This window comes from Nocardioides sp. (assembly GCF_041913365.1).
Classification (GTDB): domain Bacteria; phylum Actinomycetota; class Actinomycetes; order Propionibacteriales; family Nocardioidaceae; genus Nocardioides.
Genome location: NZ_JAYSFM010000004.1, coordinates 357,863 through 379,194 on the forward strand (window position 1 = coordinate 357,863; position 21,332 = coordinate 379,194).

Sequence of the window (21,332 nt, forward strand, 5' to 3'; positions counted from 1 at the left end):
ACGGACGGGGCGCGGCGTCCGGCCGCGCCCCGTGCCGCTAGGCGGTCCGACCCGCCCGGTCGACGTACTCGCGGACCTGGTCCAGGACCAGGTCGCGCGGCTGCTCGCCGGCGTCCGCGCGGACGTACCACTCCAGGGCCTTGCTGGTGGCCTCGCGCCACCCCCACACGTTGCCCCAGTCGAGGACGTCCTGGGCCTGCCGGGGGTCCAGGGTGAGGTCGTGCGTCTCCTCCATGGTCGGTGCACCCTCCACGTCCCACGTGGCAGCCGACGAGGCGCCGCGCAGGTCGCGCCACCGCTCGGACGCGAGCTCGACGAGCTGGCGCACGGCGACGGCCTGGCTGGGGTCGGGGCCGAAGTTGAGGGCGGTGGGCACGGGGCGCCGCGCAGCGACGTCCTCGGCGTAGAGCAGGTAGCCCAGGAGGGGCTCGATGACGTGCTGCCAGGGTCGTACGGCGTCGGGCCGGCGCAGCGTCAGCGTGTCGCCGGCGGACCAGGCGCGCACGATGTCGGGGACGATCCGGTTGAGCGCGAAGTCGCCGCCACCGATGACGTTGCCGGCTCGCGCGGTCACCACCCGGTCGGACAGGTCCGGCCAGGAGTGCGTGACGAGCTCGGCGGCCGCCTTGCTGGCGGAGTAGGGGTCCTTGCCGCCGAGGAAGTCGCCCTCGCCGAACGGCGTGGGCTGGCGCGTGTCGTAGACCTTGTCGGTCGTGACGATGACCGCGGCCTGCAGGTCGGGGAGGGACTCGACCAGGGACAGCAGGCGGACGGTGCCGAGGACGTTGGTCGTGAAGGTGAGGGCGGGGTCGCGGTAGCCCTCGCTGACCAGCGACTGGGCGGCCAGGTGGAAGACCACCTCGGGTGCGAAGGACACGGCGTCGGCGACCCAGTCGGTGCCCGCGACGTCGGCCCGCGTCTCGTGGACGCCCTCGAGCGCGAGGCTGTCCCAGAGCGGTGTCTCCTCGGCGTCGGCCGGCAGCGAGACGCCGTGGACCTCGGCGCCGAGGTCCCTCAGCCAGCAGGTGAGCCAGGAGCCCTTGAACCCGGTGTGCCCGGTGACGAGCACGCGGCGCCCGGACCAGAAGTCGGGATCGTGTGTGCGGTGCATGGGTCCCCTCGTACGTCGTGGTGATCGGCCGCGATTGAACCACACGGGAGCGCAGCCCTCGCGAGGTCCCCGGGTCACGGGAGGATAGGCTGGCGCGGCTCAGCCCCCGCACGTGCTCGACCAGATGAAGGAGACGCCGTCAGTGTCGGACCAGACCCCCCGACCGGGATCGGTCCCACCGGCGGCGAGGCGGACGACGCTCCTGACCGGCACAGTGGTGGTCGCGATCGGACTCGGCGTCACCGGTGTGGGCACGCTGGCGATGCTCGGCCTCGCCGCGCGCAGCATGCCCAGCGCCGAGTACGCCGACTTCGCGGTGTGGTGGACGGTGGCCACGCTCCTCGGCACCAGCTTCGGCGTCTTCGAGGTCTACCTGGCCAGGCTCCTCATCTTCGAGCTCGCCGGTGGCGGGTCGCCCGCGCGGGTCACGGGGGTGATGCTCGGCCGGGCGATGGCGATGGCCGGTGGTCTGGGCGTGGTGATCGCGGCCCTGTCGCCGTTCCTGGCCGACGAGCTGTTCAGCGGCGAGCTGGCGCCGGCCCTGCTGCTGTGGGTCTTCATGTGCCTGGCGGCGTCGCAGTCGTTGCAGCGCGGGGCGGCGACCGGACGCCACAACATGGTGGCGATCGCGACCCAGCTGTCCACCGACGGTGTCGCGCGAGCGGCCATCATCGGGGTCCTCGCCCTGACCGGCAACGACTCGGTCACGTCCCTCGCGCTGGGCTCGTGCGTGGCCGTCGTGCTGAGCCTGGTCGCGGGAGGACGGGTGATCGGGCCGTGGCTGGCCAGGCCGTCCGTGCGCGGTGCCGACGTGCCCCTGCTGCCGGTGGTGCTGCTGCTGATCGGCGCCGTGGGTCCGCTCCTGGCCAACAACGGCTCCGTGCCGTGGCTGAAGTCCACCGACGAGGTGGGGCCGCACCTCCTTGGCGCCTTCGCCGGAGCCATCACGCTGAGCCGGATCCCGACCCAGTTCTTCTCGGCGGTGATGAGTCCGCTGCTCGCGCACCTGTCCGAGGCCGTCGAGCTGGCCGACGAGGCGGCGTTCGAGCGCACGCGGGCGCGGGCACAGCTCCTGACGGCAGGCGCCGGTGTCGCCTTCGTCGTCGCCTTCGCGCTGCTCGGGCAGCTCGCGATCCGGATCATGCTCGGCCCGGACTTCTCGCTCGGCGTGGCCAACCTCGCCGTCCTGGCCGCGGCCAGCAGCGGGATGTTCATCGGCGTCGTGCAGCAGGCCGCGCTCGGCGCGCTCGGCCTGTGGGACCGCATCGCCTGGGCGTGGGTGGTCGCCGCCGTCGCGTTCGTGCTCGTGCTGCTCGTCCCGGTCGACCCGCTCTGGCGGGCGACCGCGGCCCCGCTGGTGGGCGTCGTTGCCGCCCTGGTGACGATGTGGCTGCTCGGCAGGAACGGGTGGCGCTCGCGCTCGAAGGTGCTCGCGCGAGCGCCGCGTCCCTGACCTCGGTTCAGCGGCGCCGGATGATCCCGTCGCGGAACTCGGTGACCAGGGCCCGTCGGGTCCACTCGTCGGCCCGGTCGAAGTCGTCGTGGGCCTCGACGAAGGCGTTGACCGCGGTCATCGGGTTGTCGCCGCGGTCCCACGGGCGACCCTCGTAGTGCCCCTCGGGAAACTCCTCGACGAGGGTGTCGGCGACCATCACGATGCCGCCCGACGGCAGCAGCGGGGCCAGGGCCTCGAGCTCGCCGAGCACGTGGTCGTGGGTGTGGTTGCTGTCGAGGACGAGGACGACGCGCTCGGCGCCGTCGATGAACTCGCGCATGGCCTCGACGGCCTGCTCCGAGGTCGAGTCGGCCTCGAGGAGGGTGACGCCCTCGCCCAGCGGGTGATCGGCCAGCGCGGTGGTCGTGTGGGGGAAGAGCTTGTGGTCGATCCCGAGCACCCGCGGCTCGAGGCCGCACATCTTCATCAGGCTGGTGTTGAGGAGCATGCTGCCGCCGCGGGCCACGCCCGTCTCGACGACGCGCTCGGGGCGGTAGGACCAGAAGAGCTCCTGGAGCACCATGACGTCGTCGGGGATCCGGATGACCGGCACGCCGGCCCACTCCCACTGGTAGGTGTAGTTGTGGGCCTCGGCGGCGACCTGGAGGTCGACGGCCTGCTGGCGCAGGGCCTGGTCACCCGCGAGGGACTCGCGCCACGCGCGGCGCTGGTCGGCGAACTCGCCGCCGTCGGGGACGTAGTCGCCGTGTGACTCGCGGTCGGTGGTGTCAGCCATGGGTGAAGAACTCCTCGGTTCGGGTGGGTGCCCAGCCGACGGCGGCCAGGCGGGTGGTGTCGGCGGTGTCGCCGGAGTGGGTCGGTGCGGGGGTCTGCTGGGCGTCGTCGGCCGACCACGGGGCGCCGAGGCGGGTCACGAGGTCCGCGACGGACCGCAGGCTCCCCGAGCCGATCGGCACCTCGCCGACGAGGTCGTGGGACACGGCCGCCACGACCGCGCGGCCCACGTCGGAGGCGTGCACGAAGTCGTGGTGCTGGTGGGGGCTGCGGAGGTGGAGGGTCTCGCCGCTCTCGCGTGCGGTCGTCGCGAGGTCGACCAGCGCGGGGCGCCGGCGAGCCTCGTCGAAGACGTAGAAGGGGCGGAGCCAGCCCACCGAGGAGTCCTCGATGAGGGGCGCGAGCGTCGCCTTGAGGCGCGCCTTGGAGCGGGCGTAGGCATCCGCGGCGTCGTCCTCGTCGTCGACCGCGGTGCCGGTCAGCCAGACGGTGCTGCCCGACGCCCGGACCGCCTCGACGAGCTCGAGGGTGGCGTCCAGCCAGCGCTCGTTGTCGTCGGTGGTGCGGTAGTCGGCGCGCCCGCTGGCCGACCACGCGAGGTGCACGACGTGGGTCGGCGCGGTCCGCTCGACGAGGTCGGCTGCTGCACCGGGCGCCAGGAGGTCGACGTCGGTGTGCCGGACGGGGACGGGCTCCACGGGGGTGTCGCCCCAGTGCTGCAGGACCCAGCGCCCGATCAGGCCGGACGCCCCAGTGATCAGTGCGCGGGGGGCCACGGGTGTCCCTCGCGGTCCTTGACCGAGATCCGCGTCGGCGCCATCGGCCACTCGATCCCGACCGTCGGGTCGTCCCACGCCAGGGTGCGGGCGTGGTCGGGGGAGTGGGACGCGCTGATCAGGTACGTCAGGCGGGTGTCGTCCTCGAGCGTCTGGTAGCCGTGGGCGATGCCGGTCGGCACGTGGAGGGCGACGTCGTCACCCGCGGAGAGCTCGACCGAGATCCAGCGGCCGAAGGTCGGCTCGTCCGGGCGGAGGTCGACGAGGACGTCGAGGAGGGTCCCGTCGGTGACCCACAGCGTCTTGGACTCGGCGGCGGGAGCCACCTGGTAGTGCATCCCGCGGATGGTCCCGGCCACCTCGTTGGCGGTCGTCACGACCTCGGCGACTCCGACGTCGAGGCCGTGCTCGCGCGCCTCGTCGGAGACGAGCACCTTGCGCAGGAAGCCCCGGTCGTCGTGGTGACGAGCGCCGCGGAGCAGCGCCACACCACGGAGCCCGAGGTCCTCGATCATCCGATCTCCCTCATCTCGGGCACGGCGATCCAGCACGCCGCGCCCGGGGTGAGCTCGGCGACGAGCCGGCTGATCTCGGGGGCGATGTTCCAGGGGAGGACGAGCACGTCGTCGGGCTCGGCGGCGGCGAGCTCGGACGGCGCGGCCACGGGCACGTGGCTGCCGGGCAGGAACTTGCCCTGCTTGGCCTCGCTGCCGTCCACGACCAGCACGAGGTCGTCGGCACGCACGTCGGCGGCGTTCATGAGGGTGTTGCCCTTGGCCGCCGCGCCGTAGCCGGCGACCGTGCGACCGGCGGCGTGCCGCTCGTCCAGCCACGTGCGGAGACCCCGGATCACTGCGCGGCTGCGGTCGGCGAAGTCCTCCCAGAGCTCGGGGGTGAGCAGGCCGGCAGCGAGCTCCTCGGCCACGACCTCGGCGACGCTGGGGTGCGCCTCGCGGGCGCCGGTGCGGGTCAGCCAGTAGCGGTTGGAGCCGCCGTGGGTCGTGAGCTTCTCCACCCGGGTCAGCTCGAGCCCGACGTCCCGGGTCGCGGCCGCCACCGCGTGCGCGGAGAGGTAGGAGAAGTGCTCGTGGTAGATCGTGTCGAACTGCGTCTCCTGCATCTGCGTGACGAACGACGGGTTCTCCACGGTCACCACGGTGTCGTCGTCGCACAGGTGGCTCAGGCCGGCGAGGAAGTCCTGCAGGTCCGGCACGTGCGCCATCACGTTGTTGGCCGCGATCAGGCGCGGACGGCCGTGCGACTCCGCGACCTTCTCGGCGAGGGCGAGCCCGAAGAACTCGTTGACGGTGTCGACGCCGCGCGAGCGCGCGATCTCGGCGACCTGGAGTGCCGGCTCGATGCCGAGCACCCGCATCCCCGCGTCGCGCATCTGGGTGAGCAGGTAGCCGTCGTTGCTGGCCACCTCCATCACGAGGTCGCCCTCGGTGAGGCCGAGCTCCTCGGTCATGTGGCGGGTGTACTCACCCGCGTGGGCGAGCCACGAGGTGCTCACCGAGGAGAGGTAGGGGTACTCGGCGCCGAAGATGCGCTCGGGGAGGACGTACTCACCGATCTGGCCCAGGCCGCACGCCGGGCAGACGCGCAGGTGCAGCGGGAAGGTCGGGCTGGGCTCGGTGGTCGTCAGCGCCATCTCGTTGGACAGCGGCTGGCGGCCGAGGTCGAGGACGGACACCAGTCCGTCGGACCCGCAGCCGCGACAGGTCAGGGACCCCCGGGGGGTCAGCTCGTCGCTCATCGGGTGCTCCACCATGGTGCCTTTCCAGATTCCCAGATCTTGTTGAGCTCGTCGCGCTCGCGGATGGTGTCCATCGGCATCCAGAAGCCTTCGTGCTGGTAGGCCCCCAGCCGGCCCTGCTCCGCGAGCGCGGTCAGCGGTGCCGACTCGAAGGGCATCGCGTCGCCCTCGATCAGGTCGAGCACCTCGGGCTCGACGACGAAGTAGCCGCCGTTGATCCAGTCGTGGGAGTCGTGCGGCTTCTCGCGGAACTCGGTCACGACGCCGTCGCGCAGGCCCAGCGAGCCGAAGCGCGGCGGCGGGTGCACGGCGGTGATCGTCGCGAGCGCGCCGACGGACTCGTGGTGGGCGATGACCGCGTCGATCGGCACGTCGGACAGGCCGTCGCCGTAGGTGAGCAGGAACCGCTCGGTGAGGATGTCCGACAGGCGCTTGATCCGGCCGCCGGTCATCGAGTCGGCGCCGGTGTCGATCAGGGTGACCTTCCAGTCCACCTTGCTGCGCGAGAGGTACTCCACGGAGCCGGTCGAGAGGTCGACCGACATGTCGCAGGAGTGCATCAGCTGGTTGGCGAAGTACTCCTTGATCACGTAGCCCTTGTAGCCCAGCGCGACGACGAAGTCGGCGTACCCGTGGGCGGCGTAGTGCTGCATGATGTGCCACAGGATCGGGCGCTCACCGATGGTGACCATCGGCTTGGGGATCGCATGGGTCTCCTCGGCCAGCCGAGTCCCGCGGCCTCCCGCCAGGATCACTGTTTTCACGCGTCTCTTCCCCTCGTCGTGGCCGCGCGGACTAGGCACGCACAGTAACGAAGCGCGCGCCGGCTCGTCGCACCGGCCGTCCGGAGCACCCCCGCCCGGGGTGCCCTCCCGTGGTCCCGGGCGTCAGGCGGACGTCTGGTCCGTCGTGGTCAGCCGGGTGCCGCGGAGGTAGCGCAGCGCCGCACCCGAACCCGTGCGGTCGCCGGCCGCGCGGGCCGCGTCGAGTGCTTCCCCCGACGTGGCGAACGGCCGCGGCTGGGGCATGCTGCGTCGGTCCCAGGCGAGGACGAGGAAGTCCACGGGGCCGAGCACCCGCAGGAAGTGGACGGCTCGGCGCAGCGCTCGCACGAGGGGGGAGAAGCGTCCGAACCGCTGCCCGGCCGCGGTGAGGTCGCGGACGTTGGCCTCCCGCATCGGACCGGCCTCGAATCCGTCGGTCTCCGCGGCCACCGACCAGAGGTAGGCGTGCCGGTTGAAGGCCGGTGTGCGGTCGGGGTCGCGGAGGTACTCGCTGGCGATCACGTTGTAGGTGGTCGCCACGCTGGGGAGCGGCGCCCACGGGGCGATCCCGCGCGCCGCGGCGTGCTTGATGAAGTCCGTGGTGTCGGGCGAGGCCACGCCCCGGGTGGTCGAGCGGCCGTTGCTCCTCGCCAGGCCGTGCATGACCGTCATCGACTGGTCGACGTAGACGAGGTGCTCGGCGTCGTCGAGCAGCCTGAAGCAGAAGCAGAAGTCGGGTGCCACCGAGTCGAACACGTCGCCGTGGGCGGCCTCGATCCGGGCCAGCGCGCTGAGGGGGATGACGCAGTTGAGGGCGCGCGGCAGGGGGCGCGCCAGGATCAGCTCGCTGGCAAGGGCCTTGAGCCGCTGCGCGGGGATGCGGTGGACCTGGCCGGTGCCCCTCTGGGCGGACAGCGTCACCGGGTCGACGTCGTCATTGACCTCGTCGTTGTTGTAGCTGACCACCTCGTCGGGACGGGCGGCTGCCACCGCGACCAGCGTGGCCAGGGCGCCCCGCTTGAGGAGCGTCCGGTCGGTGAGGTACATCAGGTGGCTCGCGTCGGACGTCGACCGGGCCTCGCGCCTGGCCCACTCCCAGTGCTTCCCCATCGGCAGGTCCTCCGGGGGGCGGATCCGGCGCACCACGGTCCCGTCCGGGGCCTGCCCGCCGAGGCGCTCGACCACGTCCTGCGTCCGCTCGGCCTGCTCCTCGGAGCTGGAGTTGTCGGACACGACCACCGTCAGCGGGACACCGGGGGCCTGGTCGAGGATCGAGGTGAGCGTCAGCTCGACCAGGTCGGCCCGGTTGCGGGTCGGCACGACGATGACCAGTCCCGTCATCGCGGATCCGGCGTTCAATGGTCCTCCTGGAAGGTCGGGCACGGCAGGGCCGGTGCGCGGGCGGGCACCGGGCCGCGTCACTATACGAGTCGGCCGCCACCCAGCACGCCTGCGGGAGCGGGGAACCGGTCGGTTAGGGTCGCCTGTCCCCTGCTCCCGGTGGAAGGAACCCCGTGCGCCCCCTCGTCCTCGTCGACATGCTGTCCTACACGGGCACCAAGGGTGGGATGGAGACCTACACCCGCGAGCTCTACCGGCAGCTCGGGCGGATGGACACCGGGCTGGACTTCGTGGCGTACGCCAGTGCCGAGGGCGCGCGGCTCGACCTCTCGTGGTTCCCCGGCGAGGTCATCGCCTCCCGCATCAGCGGCGAGAACCGCTTCGTGTGGGCCTTCGGCGAGCTCGTCGCCTCGAGCTGGATCTCGCGCCGCCGCAAGGCCGACCTCGTGCACTGCCCGGCGACTCTCGGCCCGATGTGGACGTCGATGCCGACCGTGATCACCATCCACGACATGCTCTACTGGAGCCATCCGGAGCTGATGACCACGCCGCTCTACACGCGGCCGGTCATGTGGATGGAGAAGCGCGGGTCGGCCAACGCCGCCCACGTGGTCACCGACAGCCAGGTGTCCGCCGACGAGATCGTGAAGTACCTCGGCTTCCCCCGCGAGCGGCTCCACGTCGTGCCGCTGGCCGCCGAGCAGCCCGGGGTGCCGGCCTCGCTCGACCGGCCCACCGAGAACCTCGTCCTCGCCAGCGGCCAGCGCCGCCCCCACAAGAACTGGGACCGCCTGATCCGCGCCCTCGCCCTCGTCGAGGAGGACGTACGACCCCGGCTGGTCATCACGGGTGGCCGGGGCGACGACCCGCTGAAGCCGGTCGTCGCCGAGTCCGGGATGGGGGACTGGGTCGAGCTGCGCGGCTGGGTCGACGACGCCGAGCTCGCGGACCTCCGCTCCCGCGCCCGGGCGATGGCCTTCCCGACCCTCGCCGAGGGCTTCGGCCTCCCGATCCTGGAGGCGATGGCGCAGGGCCTGCCGGTGCTCGCCTCCGACCTGCCGGTGCTCCGCGAGGTCGGCGGCGACGCGGCGGTCTGGTTCGACCCGCTGGACCTCGGGTCGATCGCCGACGCGCTCCGCCTCGCGGCCACCCGGCCGGACGAGCTCTCCGCCCTGGCCGCGGCCGGCCTGGAGCGGTCGCGCTCGTTCAGCTGGGAGCGCGTGGCCGCGGAGACCCTGGAGGTCTTCCACCGGGCCCTCGCCGAGCGCGCCTGAGGGACGCTCGTTCAGCGGCCGACGACGTGGCGCAGCACCTGCGCCACACCCGCGCGCCGGTGCGACCGCGCCGCGTCGGGGAGCACGGTCAGGCCGTGCAGCCGCGACGTCCACCGCCAGCGCGCGGCGCGCGCGGCGCGCGCCCAGCCGAGCCGGTGCATCTGCCGCTCGGTCTGGGCGAAGTAGCGCCGGTCCTGGGCGAACCTGCTGCCGTCGGCGAGCGTCGTGCCCGACATGCTGGAGGCGTGGCGCCGGTAGGCGAAGGTGACCTCGGGGTCGAGCAGGAGGTTGCAGCCGTCGGCCACCATGTCGACCACCAGCGCGAGGTCGAGGATGATCGGCAGGTCGCGGCGGAACTCGTGCTGCTTGACGCGCTCGGTGCGGAAGACCAGCGAGGGCCAGTAGAGCCAGTTGCCGCGCAGCAGGCTCGCCGCCAGCTCCTCGCCCGCGAGCACGGTGGGCCCGGACACGCTCGGCCGGAGCCAGGCCTTGACCCGGTCCGCCAGGGTCGTGGCGGGCCTGCCGCGCTCGTCGATGACCCGGACGCCCGGCTGGATGATGTCCGCCTCCGGATGGCGCTCGACCAGCTCACGGACGCGGGCCACGAAGCCGGGCTCGAGGAGGTCGTCGCACCCCATGAACATCAGGGTGTCGCCGGAGGCGAGCTCGAGGCAGCGCTGCCAGTTGGCGGCGATGCCGAGGTTGGTCTCGTTGCGCTCGTAGCGGATCCGCGGGTCGGGCTCGCGCGCGAAGTGCTCGGCGACGCTCGGGTCGGGGTAGCAGTCGTCGACGACCGTGACCGTCCAGTGCGGGTCGCTCTGCGCCCGGATGCTCTCGATCGTCGCGAAGAGCCGCTGCGGGTCACCCCAGTAGGGGATGAGCAGCTCGAGGGTCACGGGCGGCTCTCGTCGCCGGGTCCCGACTCCTGTGCGGCGTCCGGGGTGCTGCCCGCGGCATCCTCGCGGCTGGCGATCTCCATGCGCAGCAGGCCGATCTCCTCGGCCAGGGTGCGGGTCCGCTCCTCGAGGCGACCGAGCTCGGTGCTGTGCTGGAGCGTGATCACCATGATCACCATCGACGCGACGAAGAAGAGGAGGTTCGCCGGCACCTCGAGGCCGATGGCCTCCGAGGCGCGGATCAGCAGCGCGGGGAAGGCGGCCACGGTGATGATCGCCAGTGCCACCACGGCCCAGATGAGGGCGTACTTCTCACGCAGCCGGTTGCGGCGCATCATCTCGAACAGCGACACCAGGATGATCAGCGAGCCGGCGACGCCCAGGATCGTCACGCCGCTCATGGGTGCGCTTCCTGGGCCGCGGCGACCATGGTCGCCTGGTCGGCGCCGTCCTCGAACTGGGCCGACCAGTCACGGACCAGCGCGAGGATCAGCGCGACGACCGCTCGGAAGAGGTAGATCGCGGCCTTGACCGGCGAATGCGACGCGCGACCGGCCGCGCGGGCGCGCATCGTGACGGGCTCCTGGACGATGCGGCAGCCCGACCGGGCGGCGATCACCAGGCTCTCGACCGTGTCGCCGAGGTACTCGGCCGGGTAGTGCGTCGCGAAGAGCGCGATGGCCCGGCGGTTGGACACCCGGAAGCCGGAGGTGACGTCGGTGAGGCGGGTGCCGGCGAGGCGCGAGAGCACCCACGCGAGCAGGACCATGGCCCAGCGGCGCGGACCACGCACCTTGTAGGGGTCGTCCGGGGTGGCGAACCGGGCGCCGATGACGACGTCGGCCTCGGGGAGGCGCTCGAGCATCCGGGCGAGGTAGCGGGGGTCGTGCTGCCCGTCGGCGTCAATCTGCACAGCCACGTCGTAGCCGTGACGGAGGGCGTGGCGGTAGCCGGTGCGCATCGCGCCCCCGACACCGAGGTTGAACGGCAGCTCGCACACCAGCGCACCGGCGGCGCGCGCCCGCTGCGCCGTCCGGTCGTCGGACCCGTCGTCGATGACGAGGAGGTCGGCGTCGGGCACAGTCGCCAGGATCTCGGTCACCGTCTCGGAGACCGCCTCCTGCTCGTTCCACGCCGGGACGATGATCAGCACACGGCGTGCTGGAAGACCCCCAGACATGGCCGCGATCCTAACAACGTGGCCCGCCCGGGGCTCAGTCGAGGGTCGTCACTTCGGCGCCAGGCGGATGTCGTACGCCGCGTCGGGGCACGTCTTGTCCAGCAACCGCTCCAGCTTGCGCTCGCGCGTCATCACCCGCACGTCGCCGCCCCACTCGGTGACGGCCGCGCACAGCTGGGCCGGGTCGGAGGGGTTCATGAAGTACGCCCAGCTGCGCAGCGGGTCGCCGAGGTCCTCCGAACCCGACTGGAGCAGCCAGAAGTTGCTGAGCCCGTCGAAGCCCGCTCCCTCGGGCAGGCGCCAGTAGCCGGACAGGATGGTGCGCGGCTGGTCCTCCATCAGCTCGAACATCCGCTGGTAGGCGCGGTCGTTGCCGGTGTCGTCGTGCAACCACACCGGCGTGACCACGGAGGCGAGCGTCGCTGGCCGGAGCGGGGGAGTGGTCCAGAACATCGTCGACACGCACACCGCGAACGCCAGCAGCATGCCGTTGCCGTTCCAGCCGCGCCGCGCCACGCGCTCGAGGGCAGGCTGCACGACGCTGAAGAGCACGAGCACGGTCGTGGCCATCACGATCCAGGTCAGCTTGAGCGGGTAGTAGCCCCAGAACGGGAGTCCCGCGTCCAGCCGCGTGCCGATGAGCTGGTAGAGGCTCAGCGCCAGGCCGGGGAGGACGAGCCAGTAGCCGATCGTCGTCTCGCGGGGCAGCCACCGGAAGCAGGCGAGGGAGAGCACGAGGAGGGCGATGCCGACCCCGAGCGACCACCAGGGGTCGTAGTTGGGGACGGCGCCGTCGACCCCGGGCACGCCGCCGGTGGCGCGCAGGTCCCGCAGGGTGACCAGCACCGCGTAGGTGCCGGCGCCGACGAGCGCCGAGGCCGGCAGCAGCAGCGCTCGACCCGCGCGGAGCAGGCCCCGCCACCGCCAGACCAGGACACCGACCAGCCACAGCGCAGGGATGAGGAGCACCGGTCCCCAGGTGGCGGCGGACGCCCACGTCGCCAGGATCATGCCGGTGGCGGCGACGACGGGGTGGCGGCGCTGGACCTGCCAGCACGACCACGCCAGCAGGAGCACGATCATCGCCGGTGCGGCGTTGTGGAAGCCCTGCCGGAACGAGTACCCCATCACGCACCACAGCCACGGGAGCAGGCCGGCGGTGGCGGCGAGCGCGAACCGCCCCACCCCGGTGGTCCGCGTCGCGCGGAGGGCGAGGAGGGAGGTGAGCACGCTCAGCAGGCACCCGAGCAGGAGGGTGAGGTGGCCACCGTCGAGGACGAGGTGCTTCACCACCCCAGCAGCGTCGCCCGGGATGCCGGGTGCGCCCAGCGCGGCGTAGACGGCGGCCGACAGCGGGGCGGGGTTGCCCTGGCTCCGGAGCAGGCCGCCGTCCTCGATGAGGGTCCGCACCTGGATCATGTTGTTGGCGGAGTCACCGGCCATCGCCCAGCCGAGGAACTCGTAGTGGCGGGTCGCCGCGGTCCAGGTGAGGTAGGACATCACGGCCACCGGGACCACGAGGACGGCCGCCGCGTCCGCCATCTGCCGGCGGCTGAGCGGCGGCGCACCCCGCAGCGCCGCGACCGGCACCGCGGCCAGGCCGACCACGGTCCACGCGACCGTGTTGTCCGTCGCGAGGGACCAGCCGAGCATGGGCGTGAGCCATGCCCACGAGGTCTGGAGCGTGAGGGCGGCCAGGAGGGTGAGGAAGAACGCCGCGCGCCAGCCCGCGACCGGAGCGTGGACGGCGGTGGTGACCGCGAGCACGACGAGGACGAGCGGGAACGCCGAGCTGCTCACCACGGCGCTGGTCGCGCCGAGGAGGACCAGCGCCAGCACGGCACCGGCCCATGGCAGCGCCACCCGGCGTCGTGCCTCGTTCACTGTCGTTCCCCCTGCAGGTGCCTGGATCTGGCTCGAGTCCAGCGGCTCACTGTAGTGGCCGCGCGATCACGCCCTCCGCCCCGCCTCGGACTAGCCTGTGCCGGTGAAGCAGCAGCCCGAGCAGCAAGCCCCGCCCGTCCAGCGACTGCGCGTCCGCTACGCCAAGCGCGGACGGCTCCGCTTCACCAGCCACCGGGACTTCAGCCGGGCCTTCGAGCGCGCGGTCTTCCGGGCGCGGGTGCCGATGGCGTACTCCTCGGGCTTCAACCCGCACCCGCGCATCTCCTACGCCGGCGCGGCCCCGACGGGCTCCGCCAGCGAGGCGGAGTACCTCGAGCTCGCGCTCGCCGAGGTCGTCGTCCCCGCCGACGTGCACGCGATGCTCGACGAGGCGCTGCCGCCCGGGCTCGACGTCCTCGAGGTCGTCGAGTCGCCCGGCGGCTCGCTGGCCGACCTGCTCGAGGCCAGCCGGTGGCGCCTCGACCTCGACGCCGACCGCGAGGCCACGACCGCCGCGGTCGAGCGCTTCCTCGCCGCCGACGAGGCGCTGGTCGAGCGGATGACCAAGAAGGGCATGCGCGAGTTCGACGCCCGCGGGGCGGTGGTCTCGCTCGAGGTCCTCCCGGCCGACGACTCCGGTCGTACGTCCCTCGACGTCGTCCTGCGCCACGGCACGCCCGCCGTGCGGCCCGACGACGTGCTCCGCGGGCTCGAGGCGGTGGCCGGCCTGGCGGCCGGGGAGGCCCCGCTGATGACCCGCCTCGCGCAGGGTCCGCTGGTCCGTTCCCGTGAGGTGGGCGACCCGCTGGCGACTCGGCCATAGGGTCCGATGGGCGTCCGTGTGCGATACTCGCCACGTTCGACGCCCCGACCACCGTCGGGATCCGTCGAGCCGACGACGTTCTCGCCGGTCACACCTGCTCCTGTGGGGAGTGCCCGGCACCCCGGACGGGTGGACGTCACCGGACCGCGACGCGGCCTCCGGGGTCGGTGACAGCGACCTCGACACGGGCCCGGCGACCGCGGCAGGTGACCGACAGCCACCGGTGACGCACACGCGGAGGGTGTCGCCGCCACAGAAGCTTTGCGTCCCCGGGATCGCCACAGAGAGCGGTGGACGCCGTATCCGGCACCGTCACGGTGCCCGAGGAGCACCACATGCTCGATTCCGACCAGCCCGACAGCACCACCGACGCCGCGAACGCCGACACGGGCTCCGCGCCCGAGACGCCGGCAGCGCCGGTCGTCACCCGGCGCACGCGCAAGGCCCCGGCCAAGAAGGTGGCCGCCACGCCCGCCGCCGAGGGCCCGGACGCCTCCGACGCGCCGGCCGAGGGGACGGCCGCGGCCCCGGCCGCGAAGAAGGCCGCAGCGCGCAAGGCGCCCGCGAAGAAGGCGGCCGCCAGGAAGACGACGACCCGGAAGACCGCGGCCACGGAGCCGGCCGCGACGCCCGAGGTCACCGAGGGCGCTGAGGTGCCTGCTGAGGCGCCTGCCGAGGCACCCGCGAAGAAGGCGGCCGCGAAGAAGGCCACCAAGGCTCCCGCCAGGCGGACCGCCAAGAAGGCCGCGCCCGCCGCCGAGCCCGCCCCCGCCGACGACGCGGCGGACGCCACCACGGACGCCGCCACGGACGCCACCAACGACGCGACCACCGACGCCGCCACCGGGCACGCCGTGCTGTTCCAGGCCCCCGTGGTCACCACCACCCGTCGTACGCGCAAGAAGGCCGCCCCGGCACCTGCCGAGGAGCCGGTCGAGTCCGCGGCAGCCGAGGAGTCCGGAGCGGACGGCGCCGAGGCGCAGGCGCCCGCCACGAAGAAGTCGGGCTCGAAGTCCGGCTCGAAGTCCGGCTCGAAGTCGCGCAAGAAGACGGCCGCGAAGAAGGTCGCCGAGGCCGAGGTCACCGAGGAGGAGGCCGAGGACGAGGACGCCGAGTCCACCGAGGCCACCGAGGCTGACACCGTCGAGACCGACGAGGCCACCGAGACCGACGCCGAGTCGGGCGAGGGCCAGGACGAGTCCACCGAGGGTGACGGCGAGGGCGGGCCTGCCCGCCGACGCCGTCGTCGTGGCGGTCGCCGTCGCCGCAAGTCCTCCGACGGGCAGGGCGAGGGCGCCGACGGCGACAGCGAGCCGACGGGGGAGGGCTCCTCGGACGAGGCCGACTCCGGTGAGGCCGACTCCGGCGACGTGGCCGAGGGCAACGGCGAGGGCACCTCGCGTCGTCGCCGTCGTCGTCGCCGCGCCGGCGAGGAGGGTGCGTCGGACGACGACGAGCCCAACACCGTCACCCGGGTCCGCAGCCGCCGCTCGGCCGAGGACCAGATCACCGCCGTCTCCGGCTCGACGCGCCTGGAGGCCAAGAAGCAGCGCCGCCGCGAGGGCCGCGAGGCCGGCCGCCGGCGCGCCCCGATCGTGAGCGAGGCGGAGTTCCTCGCCCGCCGCGAGGCCGTCGACCGCGTGATGGTGATCCGCCAGCGCAAGGACCTGACCCAGATCGGCGTGCTGGAGGACCGCGTCCTCGTCGAGCACTACGTCGCCCGCGAGTCGCAGACCTCGCTGATCGGCAACGTCTACCTCGGCCGCGTCCAGAACGTCCTGCCCTCCATGGAGGCGGCGTTCATCGACATCGGCAAGGGTCGCAACGCCGTCCTGTACGCCGGTGAGGTCAACTGGCAGGCGCTCGGCCACAAGGAGGGCTCGCCGCGCAAGATCGAGTCCGTGCTGTCCAGCGGACAGATGGTCCTGGTGCAGGTCACCAAGGACCCGATCGGCCACAAGGGCGCCCGCCTGACGAGCCAGGTCAGCCTGGCCGGCCGCTTCCTGGTCTACGTCCCGGACGGCACCACCTCCGGCATCTCCCGCAAGCTCCCCGACACCGAGCGCAACCGCCTCAAGACGCTGCTGAAGGAGATCGTCCCCGATACCGCCGGCGTGATCGTGCGCACTGCGGCCGAGGGCGCGAGCGAGGAGGAGCTCACCCACGACGTCGAGCGGTTGAAGGCGCGCTGGGAGGACATCGAGAAGAAGTCCGGCAACAAGGGTTCGGGCCCGCAGCTGCTCTACGGCGAGCCCGACCTGACGCTCAAGGTCGTGCGTGACCTGTTCACCGAGGACTTCTCCAAGCTGGTCATCGAGGGCGACGACGCCTGGGACACCGTCCACGGCTACGTCGAGTCGGTGGCACCCGACCTCGCCGAGCGCGTCGAGAAGTACGAGCGCAACGGCGCCGGTGACGTGTTCTCGACCTACCGGATCGACGAGCAGATCCACAAGGGGCTGGACCGCAAGGTCTGGCTGCCCTCGGGCGGCTCGCTGATCATCGACCGCACCGAGGCGATGACCGTCGTCGACGTCAACACCGGCAAGTTCACCGGCTCCGGGGGCAACCTGGAGGAGACGGTCACCAAGAACAACCTCGAGGCGGCCGAGGAGATCGTGCGCCAGCTCCGGCTGCGCGACATCGGCGGCATCATCGTCGTCGACTTCATCGACATGGTGCTGGAGTCCAACCGCGACCTCGTCGTACGCCGCCTGGTCGAGTGCCTGGGACGCGACCGCACGCGCCACCAGGTCGCTGAGGTGACCTCGCTCGGCCTGGTGCAGATGACCCGCAAGCGGATCGGCACCGGCCTGCTCGAGGCGTTCAGCGAGAACTGCGAGCACTGCCACGGGCGCGGCGTCGTCATCAAGGACCAGCCCGTCGACCCGGGCGCGAAGGCCGAGGAGGGCGACGGCCGGCGCAGCAGCCGCCGTCGCGGTCGCCGCGGCTCGTCCGGCGAGGGCGCCGCGAACGGCAACGGGAGCGAGAACGGCGGCGACAAGCCCGCCGAGCACCACGCCCCCTCCCCGAAGGACGTGGCCGCGATGGCGCGCCACGACAAGCCCTCCGACGAGATGGTCGAGGCGCCGGCCGAGGAGACCTCCCCGGAGGTCCCGGCCGACGCTCCGGCCGACCCTGCGGCAGACGCCCCGGCCGAGACCCCCGCCCACGAGGCCAAGGCCGACGAGGCTCAGGTCGACGATGCCCAGACCGACGAGGCCCAGGCTGATGCGGCTGTGGCGGCGGACGCTGTGACCGCGAGCGAGCCCGAGGAGGTCGCGGAGCCGGAGGTCGAGGCGCCCGCCGAGCCCGAGAAGCCGCGGGTGGTCACGCGTACGCGTCGCCGCTCCGCGAGCCGCCCCGCGGGCCCGCCGTCGCTGCCCGAGGCCGAGCCCGCCCCGGGCGCCGCGCCGGGGGTGGCCGGCACCCTGCCGGAGTCCGGTGCGGTCGAGCCCGGTGTGGTCGACGTCGAGCCCGGCGTCGGCACGCCCCTGTCCGAGGAGGCCGAGGCAGCTGCCGAGGCCCCGAGCGTCGAGCACGTCCCGATCAAGAAGAAGGGCTCGCGCAAGCGCTGAGTACGGTGATCTCTGTCGCAAGGCGTCGTTTTGCCCGGTCGGCACCCGATCCCGTACTCTTGACCCTCGGTGTTCGAGCACCGATCCTGCGCGCCCGCCCCGCGGCGTACCTCGCCCGAAGTACAGGCGGTGTCGTGCGCAGACCCCGAGTACCAGTCCTAGTTTTCGCAGTCTGACGAGGAGAGTGAGTCGCCGTGTACGCAGTCGTGCGCGCTGGCAGCAAGCAGCAGAAGGTTGCCGTGGGCGACGTCATCAACATCGACAAGACCGAGGCGGCCACGGGCGACACCCTGACGCTGCCCGTCGTGATGGTCGTCGACGGCGAGAAGGTCACCGCGACCGGCCTGGACAAGGCGTCCGTGACCGTCGAGGTCACCGGTGCCACCAAGGGCCCGAAGATCGTCATCCAGAAGTACAAGAACAAGACCGGCTACAAGAAGCGCCAGGGTCACCGCCAGAAGTACACCCAGGTCAAGGTCACCGACATCTCCCTCTGAGCACCGTCCTCGGGCCGTCCCGAGGTCGCCACTCACCGGATCTTCTTTCCAAAGGATTGAACAATGGCTCACAAGAAGGGTGCTGCGAGCACCAAGAACGGTCGTGACTCCAACGCGCAGCGCCTCGGCGTGAAGCGCTTCGGCGGCCAGGTCGTCGGCGCCGGCGAGATCATCGTCCGCCAGCGCGGCACGCACTTCCACCCGGGCACCGGTGTGGGGCGCGGCGGCGACGACACCCTGTTCGCCCTGCAGGCCGGCGCCGTCGAGTTCGGCACCCGCCGCGGTCGTCGCGTCATCAACGTCGTTCCCGGCGAGTGACGTCACCGCGACACTGATCCACTTCTGCGAAGGGCGTCCCCGTCTCGGGGGCGCCCTTCGTGGTTTCGAGGCTCGCTCCGCTCGCACCTCAACCACCGAGAGAAACTGAGATCCCCCATGGCCATCCCCACCTTCGTCGACCAGGTCACGCTGCACCTCGCGGCCGGACGGGGCGGCAACGGCGTGGCCTCGGTCAAGCGCGAGAAGTTCAAGCCGCTCGGCGGCCCCGACGGCGGCAACGGCGGCCAGGGCGGGTCGATCATCCTGCAGGTCGACACGAGCGTCACGACCCTCGTCGACTACCACCACAGCCCCAAGCGCAAGGCCGACAACGGCGGCCAAGGTGCCGGTGACCACAAGAACGGCGGCAACGGCAAGGACCTGACGCTGCCGGTCCCCGACGGCACCCTGGTCAAGGACGCCGACGGCAACGTCCTGGCCGACCTCGTCGGCCACGGGACCACCCTCGTCGTGGCGGCCGGAGGACGCGGCGGGCTCGGGAACGCCGCCCTCGCCTCCTCCAAGCGCAAGGCCCCCGGCTTCGCGCTGCTCGGAGAGCCCGGAGACGAGCTCGTCGTACGCCTCGAGCTGAAGGTCGTCGCCGACATCGGCCTCGTCGGCTTCCCCAGCGCCGGCAAGTCCTCGCTCATCGCCGCGATCTCGCGGGCGCGGCCCAAGATCGCCGACTACCCCTTCACCACCCTCATCCCGAACCTCGGCGTCGTCACCGCGGGCGAGACGACCTTCGTGGTCGCCGACGTCCCCGGCCTGATCGAGGGCGCGGCCGAGGGACGTGGGCTCGGCCACGACTTCCTGCGCCACATCGAGCGGTGCGCGGCGCTGGTCCACGTGATCGACACCGCCTCCATCGAGCCGGGCCGCAACCCGCTCGACGACCTCGACGTCATCGAGGGTGAGCTCGCCCGCTACGGCGGCCTCGAGGACCGGCCCCGGCTGGTGGCCCTCAACAAGATCGACGTCCCGGACGGCCAGGACATCGCCGACATGGTCGTCGAGGAGCTGCGCGGACGCGGCCTGCGCGTCTTCGAGGTGAGCGCCGCGTCCGGCGCCGGGCTGCGCGAGCTGACCTTCGCCATGGCCGAGATCGTCGTGGCGGCCCGTGAGGCGGCCCCCGAGGTCGTGGCCGAGCGGATCGTGCTGCGCCCGAAGGCGGTCGACGGCGGCGACGACTTCGACGTGGTGGCGACCGACGAGGGGTGGCGGGTGCGTGGCACCAAGCCGGAGCGCTGGGTGCGTCAGACCGACTTCAGCAACGAGGAGGCCGTGGGCTTCCTCGCCGACCGCCTCAACCGTCTCGGTGTCGAGGTGAAGCTCGCGCAGATGGGGGCCCAGGAGGGCGACGCGGTCCTGATCGGCAGTGACGCCAACTCGGTCGTCTTCGACTTCAAGCCCAGCATCGAGGCGGGTGCCGAGATGCTCGGTCGCCGCGGCGAGGACGAGCGGCTGCGCGAGGAGCGGCCGGCCGTCGCCCGCCGCCGGAGCATCGACGAGGGCATGGAGAGCAAGGCCGAGGAGGAGGCCCGCGCCGACGTGGCCCGCCGCCTCGACCAGGGCAAGGGCAAGAAGGCCCGCTCGCGCAGCACCGGCAGCTCGGGCGTCGGCCCGATGGCCTACGAGATCGGCACGAAGGACGACCCCGACTGGGACGGCGAGGAGTGAGCGACCGCGCGGGGCTGGTGCGTGCTGCTCGGCGCATCGTCGTGAAGGTCGGCTCGTCGTCGCTGACGACGGCGGCCGGCGGCATCGACCCCGCGCGCGTGCGCCAGCTGGTCGAGGTGCTCGCCGCCTCGCGCGGTGCCGGGGCCGAGGTGGTCCTCGTGTCGTCCGGAGCCATCGCCGCCGGCCTGGCGCCGCTCGGCCTGAAGAAGCGGCCCCGGGCGCTCCCCGCGCAGCAGGCCGCCGCCTCGGTCGGGCAGGGCCTGCTGGCCCACCGCTACCAGGAGGAGTTCGCCCGGCACGGCATCGTCACCGGCCAGGTGCTGCTCACCGTCGACGACGTGACCCGGCGTGCGCACTACCGCAACGCCCATCAGACCTTCGCCAAGCTGCTCGAGCTCGGCGTCGTCCCGATCGTCAACGAGAACGACACCGTGGCGACGTCGGAGATCCGGTTCGGCGACAACGACCGCCTCGCCGCCCTGGTCGCGCACCTCGTGCACGCCGACCTGCTGGTGATGCTCTCCGACGTCGACGGGCTCTACGACGGCCCGCCGAGCCGCGAGGGCTCACAGCTGATCCCGGTGGTGCACTCCGAGGAGGACCTCGCGGCGGTGACCATCGGCTCCGCCGGGGCCTCGGGCGTCGGCACCGGCGGCATGACCACCAAGGTCGACGCCGCCCGGATCGCGACCGGCGCGGGCATCGACGTCGTGCTCACCTCGGCCGACCAGGCAGCCGCCGCGCTGTCCGGGGCCGAGGTCGGCACGCTGTTCGAGGCGACCGGCAAGCGCCGCCCGACCCGCCTGCTGTGGCTGGCGCACGCCACCTCGGGGCAGGGCACGCTGACGCTGGACGCAGGTGCCGTACGCGCCGTGGTCGAGCGTCGCGCCTCGCTGCTGGCGGCGGGGATCACGTCGGTCGGCGGGACCTTCGTCGCCGGCGACGCCGTCGACGTGCTCGACCCGTCCGGCGCAGCGGTGGCCAGAGGGCTCGTGAACTTCGACTCCGACGAGCTCCCGGGGCTGCTCGGCCGGTCGACCAGGGAGCTCAAGGCCGCGCTGGGGGCGGCGTACGAGCGTGAGGTCATCCACCGCGACGACCTCGTGCTCCTCTAGCCCTTCGAGTCGCTGGACACGTGTCCGCGACGTCGCCCTCGCGCGGCGGTTTCCGGGGCGACGACTCGGACACGTGTGGCGGCCGGACCCGCGGCGCTACCGTCACCGC

The 21,332-nt window shown here is 72.6% G+C and carries 19 protein-coding genes; 8 read left to right on the forward strand and 11 right to left on the reverse strand.

The genetic code is table 11. From position 1 onward, the window contains the following. Nucleotides 1–37: 37 nt before the first annotated feature. Nucleotides 38–1,111, reverse strand: a complete 1,074-nt coding sequence (rfbG, locus tag ACE3QY_RS12585; protein WP_374456363.1) for a CDP-glucose 4,6-dehydratase — start codon at nucleotides 1,109–1,111, stop codon at nucleotides 38–40. A gap of 112 nt (nucleotides 1,112–1,223) precedes the next feature. On the opposite strand from rfbG, the gene ACE3QY_RS12590 reads away from it, so the two are divergent. Then, a complete protein-coding gene (locus ACE3QY_RS12590; protein WP_374456364.1) occupies nucleotides 1,224–2,564 on the forward strand; it encodes a lipopolysaccharide biosynthesis protein in 1,341 nt (446 codons plus the stop codon). A gap of 7 nt (nucleotides 2,565–2,571) precedes the next feature. Here the strand turns inward: ACE3QY_RS12590 and ACE3QY_RS12595 are convergent, their stop codons facing one another. From ACE3QY_RS12595 to ACE3QY_RS12620, 6 genes are all read right to left on the reverse strand, one after another. After that, nucleotides 2,572–3,342, reverse strand: a complete 771-nt coding sequence (locus ACE3QY_RS12595; RefSeq protein ID WP_374456365.1) for a CmcI family methyltransferase — start codon at nucleotides 3,340–3,342, stop codon at nucleotides 2,572–2,574. Beyond that, nucleotides 3,335–4,117 (reverse strand): NAD-dependent epimerase/dehydratase family protein, encoded by a 783-nt coding sequence (locus ACE3QY_RS12600; protein WP_374456366.1) that lies wholly within the window; start codon nucleotides 4,115–4,117, stop codon nucleotides 3,335–3,337. Before ACE3QY_RS12600 ends, ACE3QY_RS12595 begins: the two co-directional genes overlap by 8 nt. Next, nucleotides 4,099–4,632: a dTDP-4-dehydrorhamnose 3,5-epimerase family protein gene (locus ACE3QY_RS12605; RefSeq protein ID WP_374456367.1), complete on the reverse strand. Its 534-nt coding sequence runs from the start codon at nucleotides 4,630–4,632 to the stop codon at nucleotides 4,099–4,101. The genes ACE3QY_RS12600 and ACE3QY_RS12605 overlap by 19 nt, the downstream gene beginning before the upstream one ends. Then, nucleotides 4,629–5,873, reverse strand: a complete 1,245-nt coding sequence (locus tag ACE3QY_RS12610) for a methyltransferase domain-containing protein (RefSeq protein WP_374456368.1) — start codon at nucleotides 5,871–5,873, stop codon at nucleotides 4,629–4,631. Before ACE3QY_RS12610 ends, ACE3QY_RS12605 begins: the two co-directional genes overlap by 4 nt. Continuing rightward, nucleotides 5,870–6,637, reverse strand: a complete 768-nt coding sequence (gene rfbF, locus ACE3QY_RS12615) for a glucose-1-phosphate cytidylyltransferase (protein ID WP_374456369.1) — start codon at nucleotides 6,635–6,637, stop codon at nucleotides 5,870–5,872. Before rfbF ends, ACE3QY_RS12610 begins: the two co-directional genes overlap by 4 nt. A 123-nt stretch (nucleotides 6,638–6,760) precedes the next feature. Further along, nucleotides 6,761–7,978: a glycosyltransferase family 2 protein gene (locus ACE3QY_RS12620; protein WP_374456370.1), complete on the reverse strand. Its 1,218-nt coding sequence runs from the start codon at nucleotides 7,976–7,978 to the stop codon at nucleotides 6,761–6,763. A 173-nt stretch (nucleotides 7,979–8,151) separates the two neighbouring features. Here ACE3QY_RS12620 and ACE3QY_RS12625 point away from each other — a divergent pair, with 173 nt between their 5' ends. Beyond that, nucleotides 8,152–9,252: a glycosyltransferase family 4 protein gene (locus tag ACE3QY_RS12625; protein ID WP_374456371.1), complete on the forward strand. Its 1,101-nt coding sequence runs from the start codon at nucleotides 8,152–8,154 to the stop codon at nucleotides 9,250–9,252. 11 nt (nucleotides 9,253–9,263) lie between these two features. Here the strand turns inward: ACE3QY_RS12625 and ACE3QY_RS12630 are convergent, their stop codons facing one another. The 4 genes from ACE3QY_RS12630 to ACE3QY_RS12645 are packed head-to-tail and all read right to left on the reverse strand — an operon-like array spanning nucleotide 9,264 to nucleotide 13,212. Continuing rightward, on the reverse strand, nucleotides 9,264–10,148 hold the full coding sequence (locus ACE3QY_RS12630; protein ID WP_374456372.1) for a glycosyltransferase family 2 protein: 885 nt from the start codon (nucleotides 10,146–10,148) through the stop codon (nucleotides 9,264–9,266). Then, a complete protein-coding gene (locus tag ACE3QY_RS12635) occupies nucleotides 10,145–10,549 on the reverse strand; it encodes a DUF2304 domain-containing protein (protein ID WP_374456373.1) in 405 nt (134 codons plus the stop codon). Before ACE3QY_RS12635 ends, ACE3QY_RS12630 begins: the two co-directional genes overlap by 4 nt. Beyond that, nucleotides 10,546–11,328 carry a glycosyltransferase family 2 protein gene (locus ACE3QY_RS12640; protein ID WP_374456374.1) on the reverse strand — a complete coding sequence of 261 codons (783 nt, stop codon included), beginning with the start codon at nucleotides 11,326–11,328 and terminating at the stop codon, nucleotides 10,546–10,548. Before ACE3QY_RS12640 ends, ACE3QY_RS12635 begins: the two co-directional genes overlap by 4 nt. A 48-nt stretch (nucleotides 11,329–11,376) precedes the next feature. Next, nucleotides 11,377–13,212, reverse strand: coding sequence for a hypothetical protein (locus ACE3QY_RS12645; RefSeq protein WP_374456375.1), 1,836 nt, complete (start codon nucleotides 13,210–13,212; stop codon nucleotides 11,377–11,379). Nucleotides 13,213–13,315: 103 nt separating this feature from the next. Between ACE3QY_RS12645 and ACE3QY_RS12650 the strand changes: the two genes are divergently transcribed. The 6 genes from ACE3QY_RS12650 to proB all read left to right on the forward strand — a co-directional run bounded on the left by ACE3QY_RS12650 (nucleotide 13,316) and on the right by proB (nucleotide 21,223). Next, nucleotides 13,316–14,035: a TIGR03936 family radical SAM-associated protein gene (locus ACE3QY_RS12650; RefSeq protein ID WP_374456376.1), complete on the forward strand. Its 720-nt coding sequence runs from the start codon at nucleotides 13,316–13,318 to the stop codon at nucleotides 14,033–14,035. Nucleotides 14,036–14,370: 335 nt separating this feature from the next. Then, a complete protein-coding gene (locus ACE3QY_RS12655) occupies nucleotides 14,371–17,613 on the forward strand; it encodes an Rne/Rng family ribonuclease (protein ID WP_374456377.1) in 3,243 nt (1,080 codons plus the stop codon). A 194-nt stretch (nucleotides 17,614–17,807) separates the two neighbouring features. After that, nucleotides 17,808–18,110: a 50S ribosomal protein L21 gene (rplU, locus tag ACE3QY_RS12660; protein WP_374456378.1), complete on the forward strand. Its 303-nt coding sequence runs from the start codon at nucleotides 17,808–17,810 to the stop codon at nucleotides 18,108–18,110. A gap of 63 nt (nucleotides 18,111–18,173) precedes the next feature. Continuing rightward, the gene (rpmA, locus tag ACE3QY_RS12665) at nucleotides 18,174–18,428 is read left to right on the forward strand and encodes a 50S ribosomal protein L27 (protein WP_230443899.1); all 255 of its coding nucleotides are present in this window, start codon (nucleotides 18,174–18,176) and stop codon (nucleotides 18,426–18,428) included. Between the two features lie 117 nt (nucleotides 18,429–18,545). Further along, nucleotides 18,546–20,108: a GTPase ObgE gene (obgE, locus tag ACE3QY_RS12670; RefSeq protein ID WP_374456379.1), complete on the forward strand. Its 1,563-nt coding sequence runs from the start codon at nucleotides 18,546–18,548 to the stop codon at nucleotides 20,106–20,108. Continuing rightward, the gene (gene proB, locus ACE3QY_RS12675) at nucleotides 20,105–21,223 is read left to right on the forward strand and encodes a glutamate 5-kinase (protein ID WP_374456380.1); all 1,119 of its coding nucleotides are present in this window, start codon (nucleotides 20,105–20,107) and stop codon (nucleotides 21,221–21,223) included. The genes obgE and proB overlap by 4 nt, the downstream gene beginning before the upstream one ends. Nucleotides 21,224–21,332 lie beyond the last annotated feature (109 nt).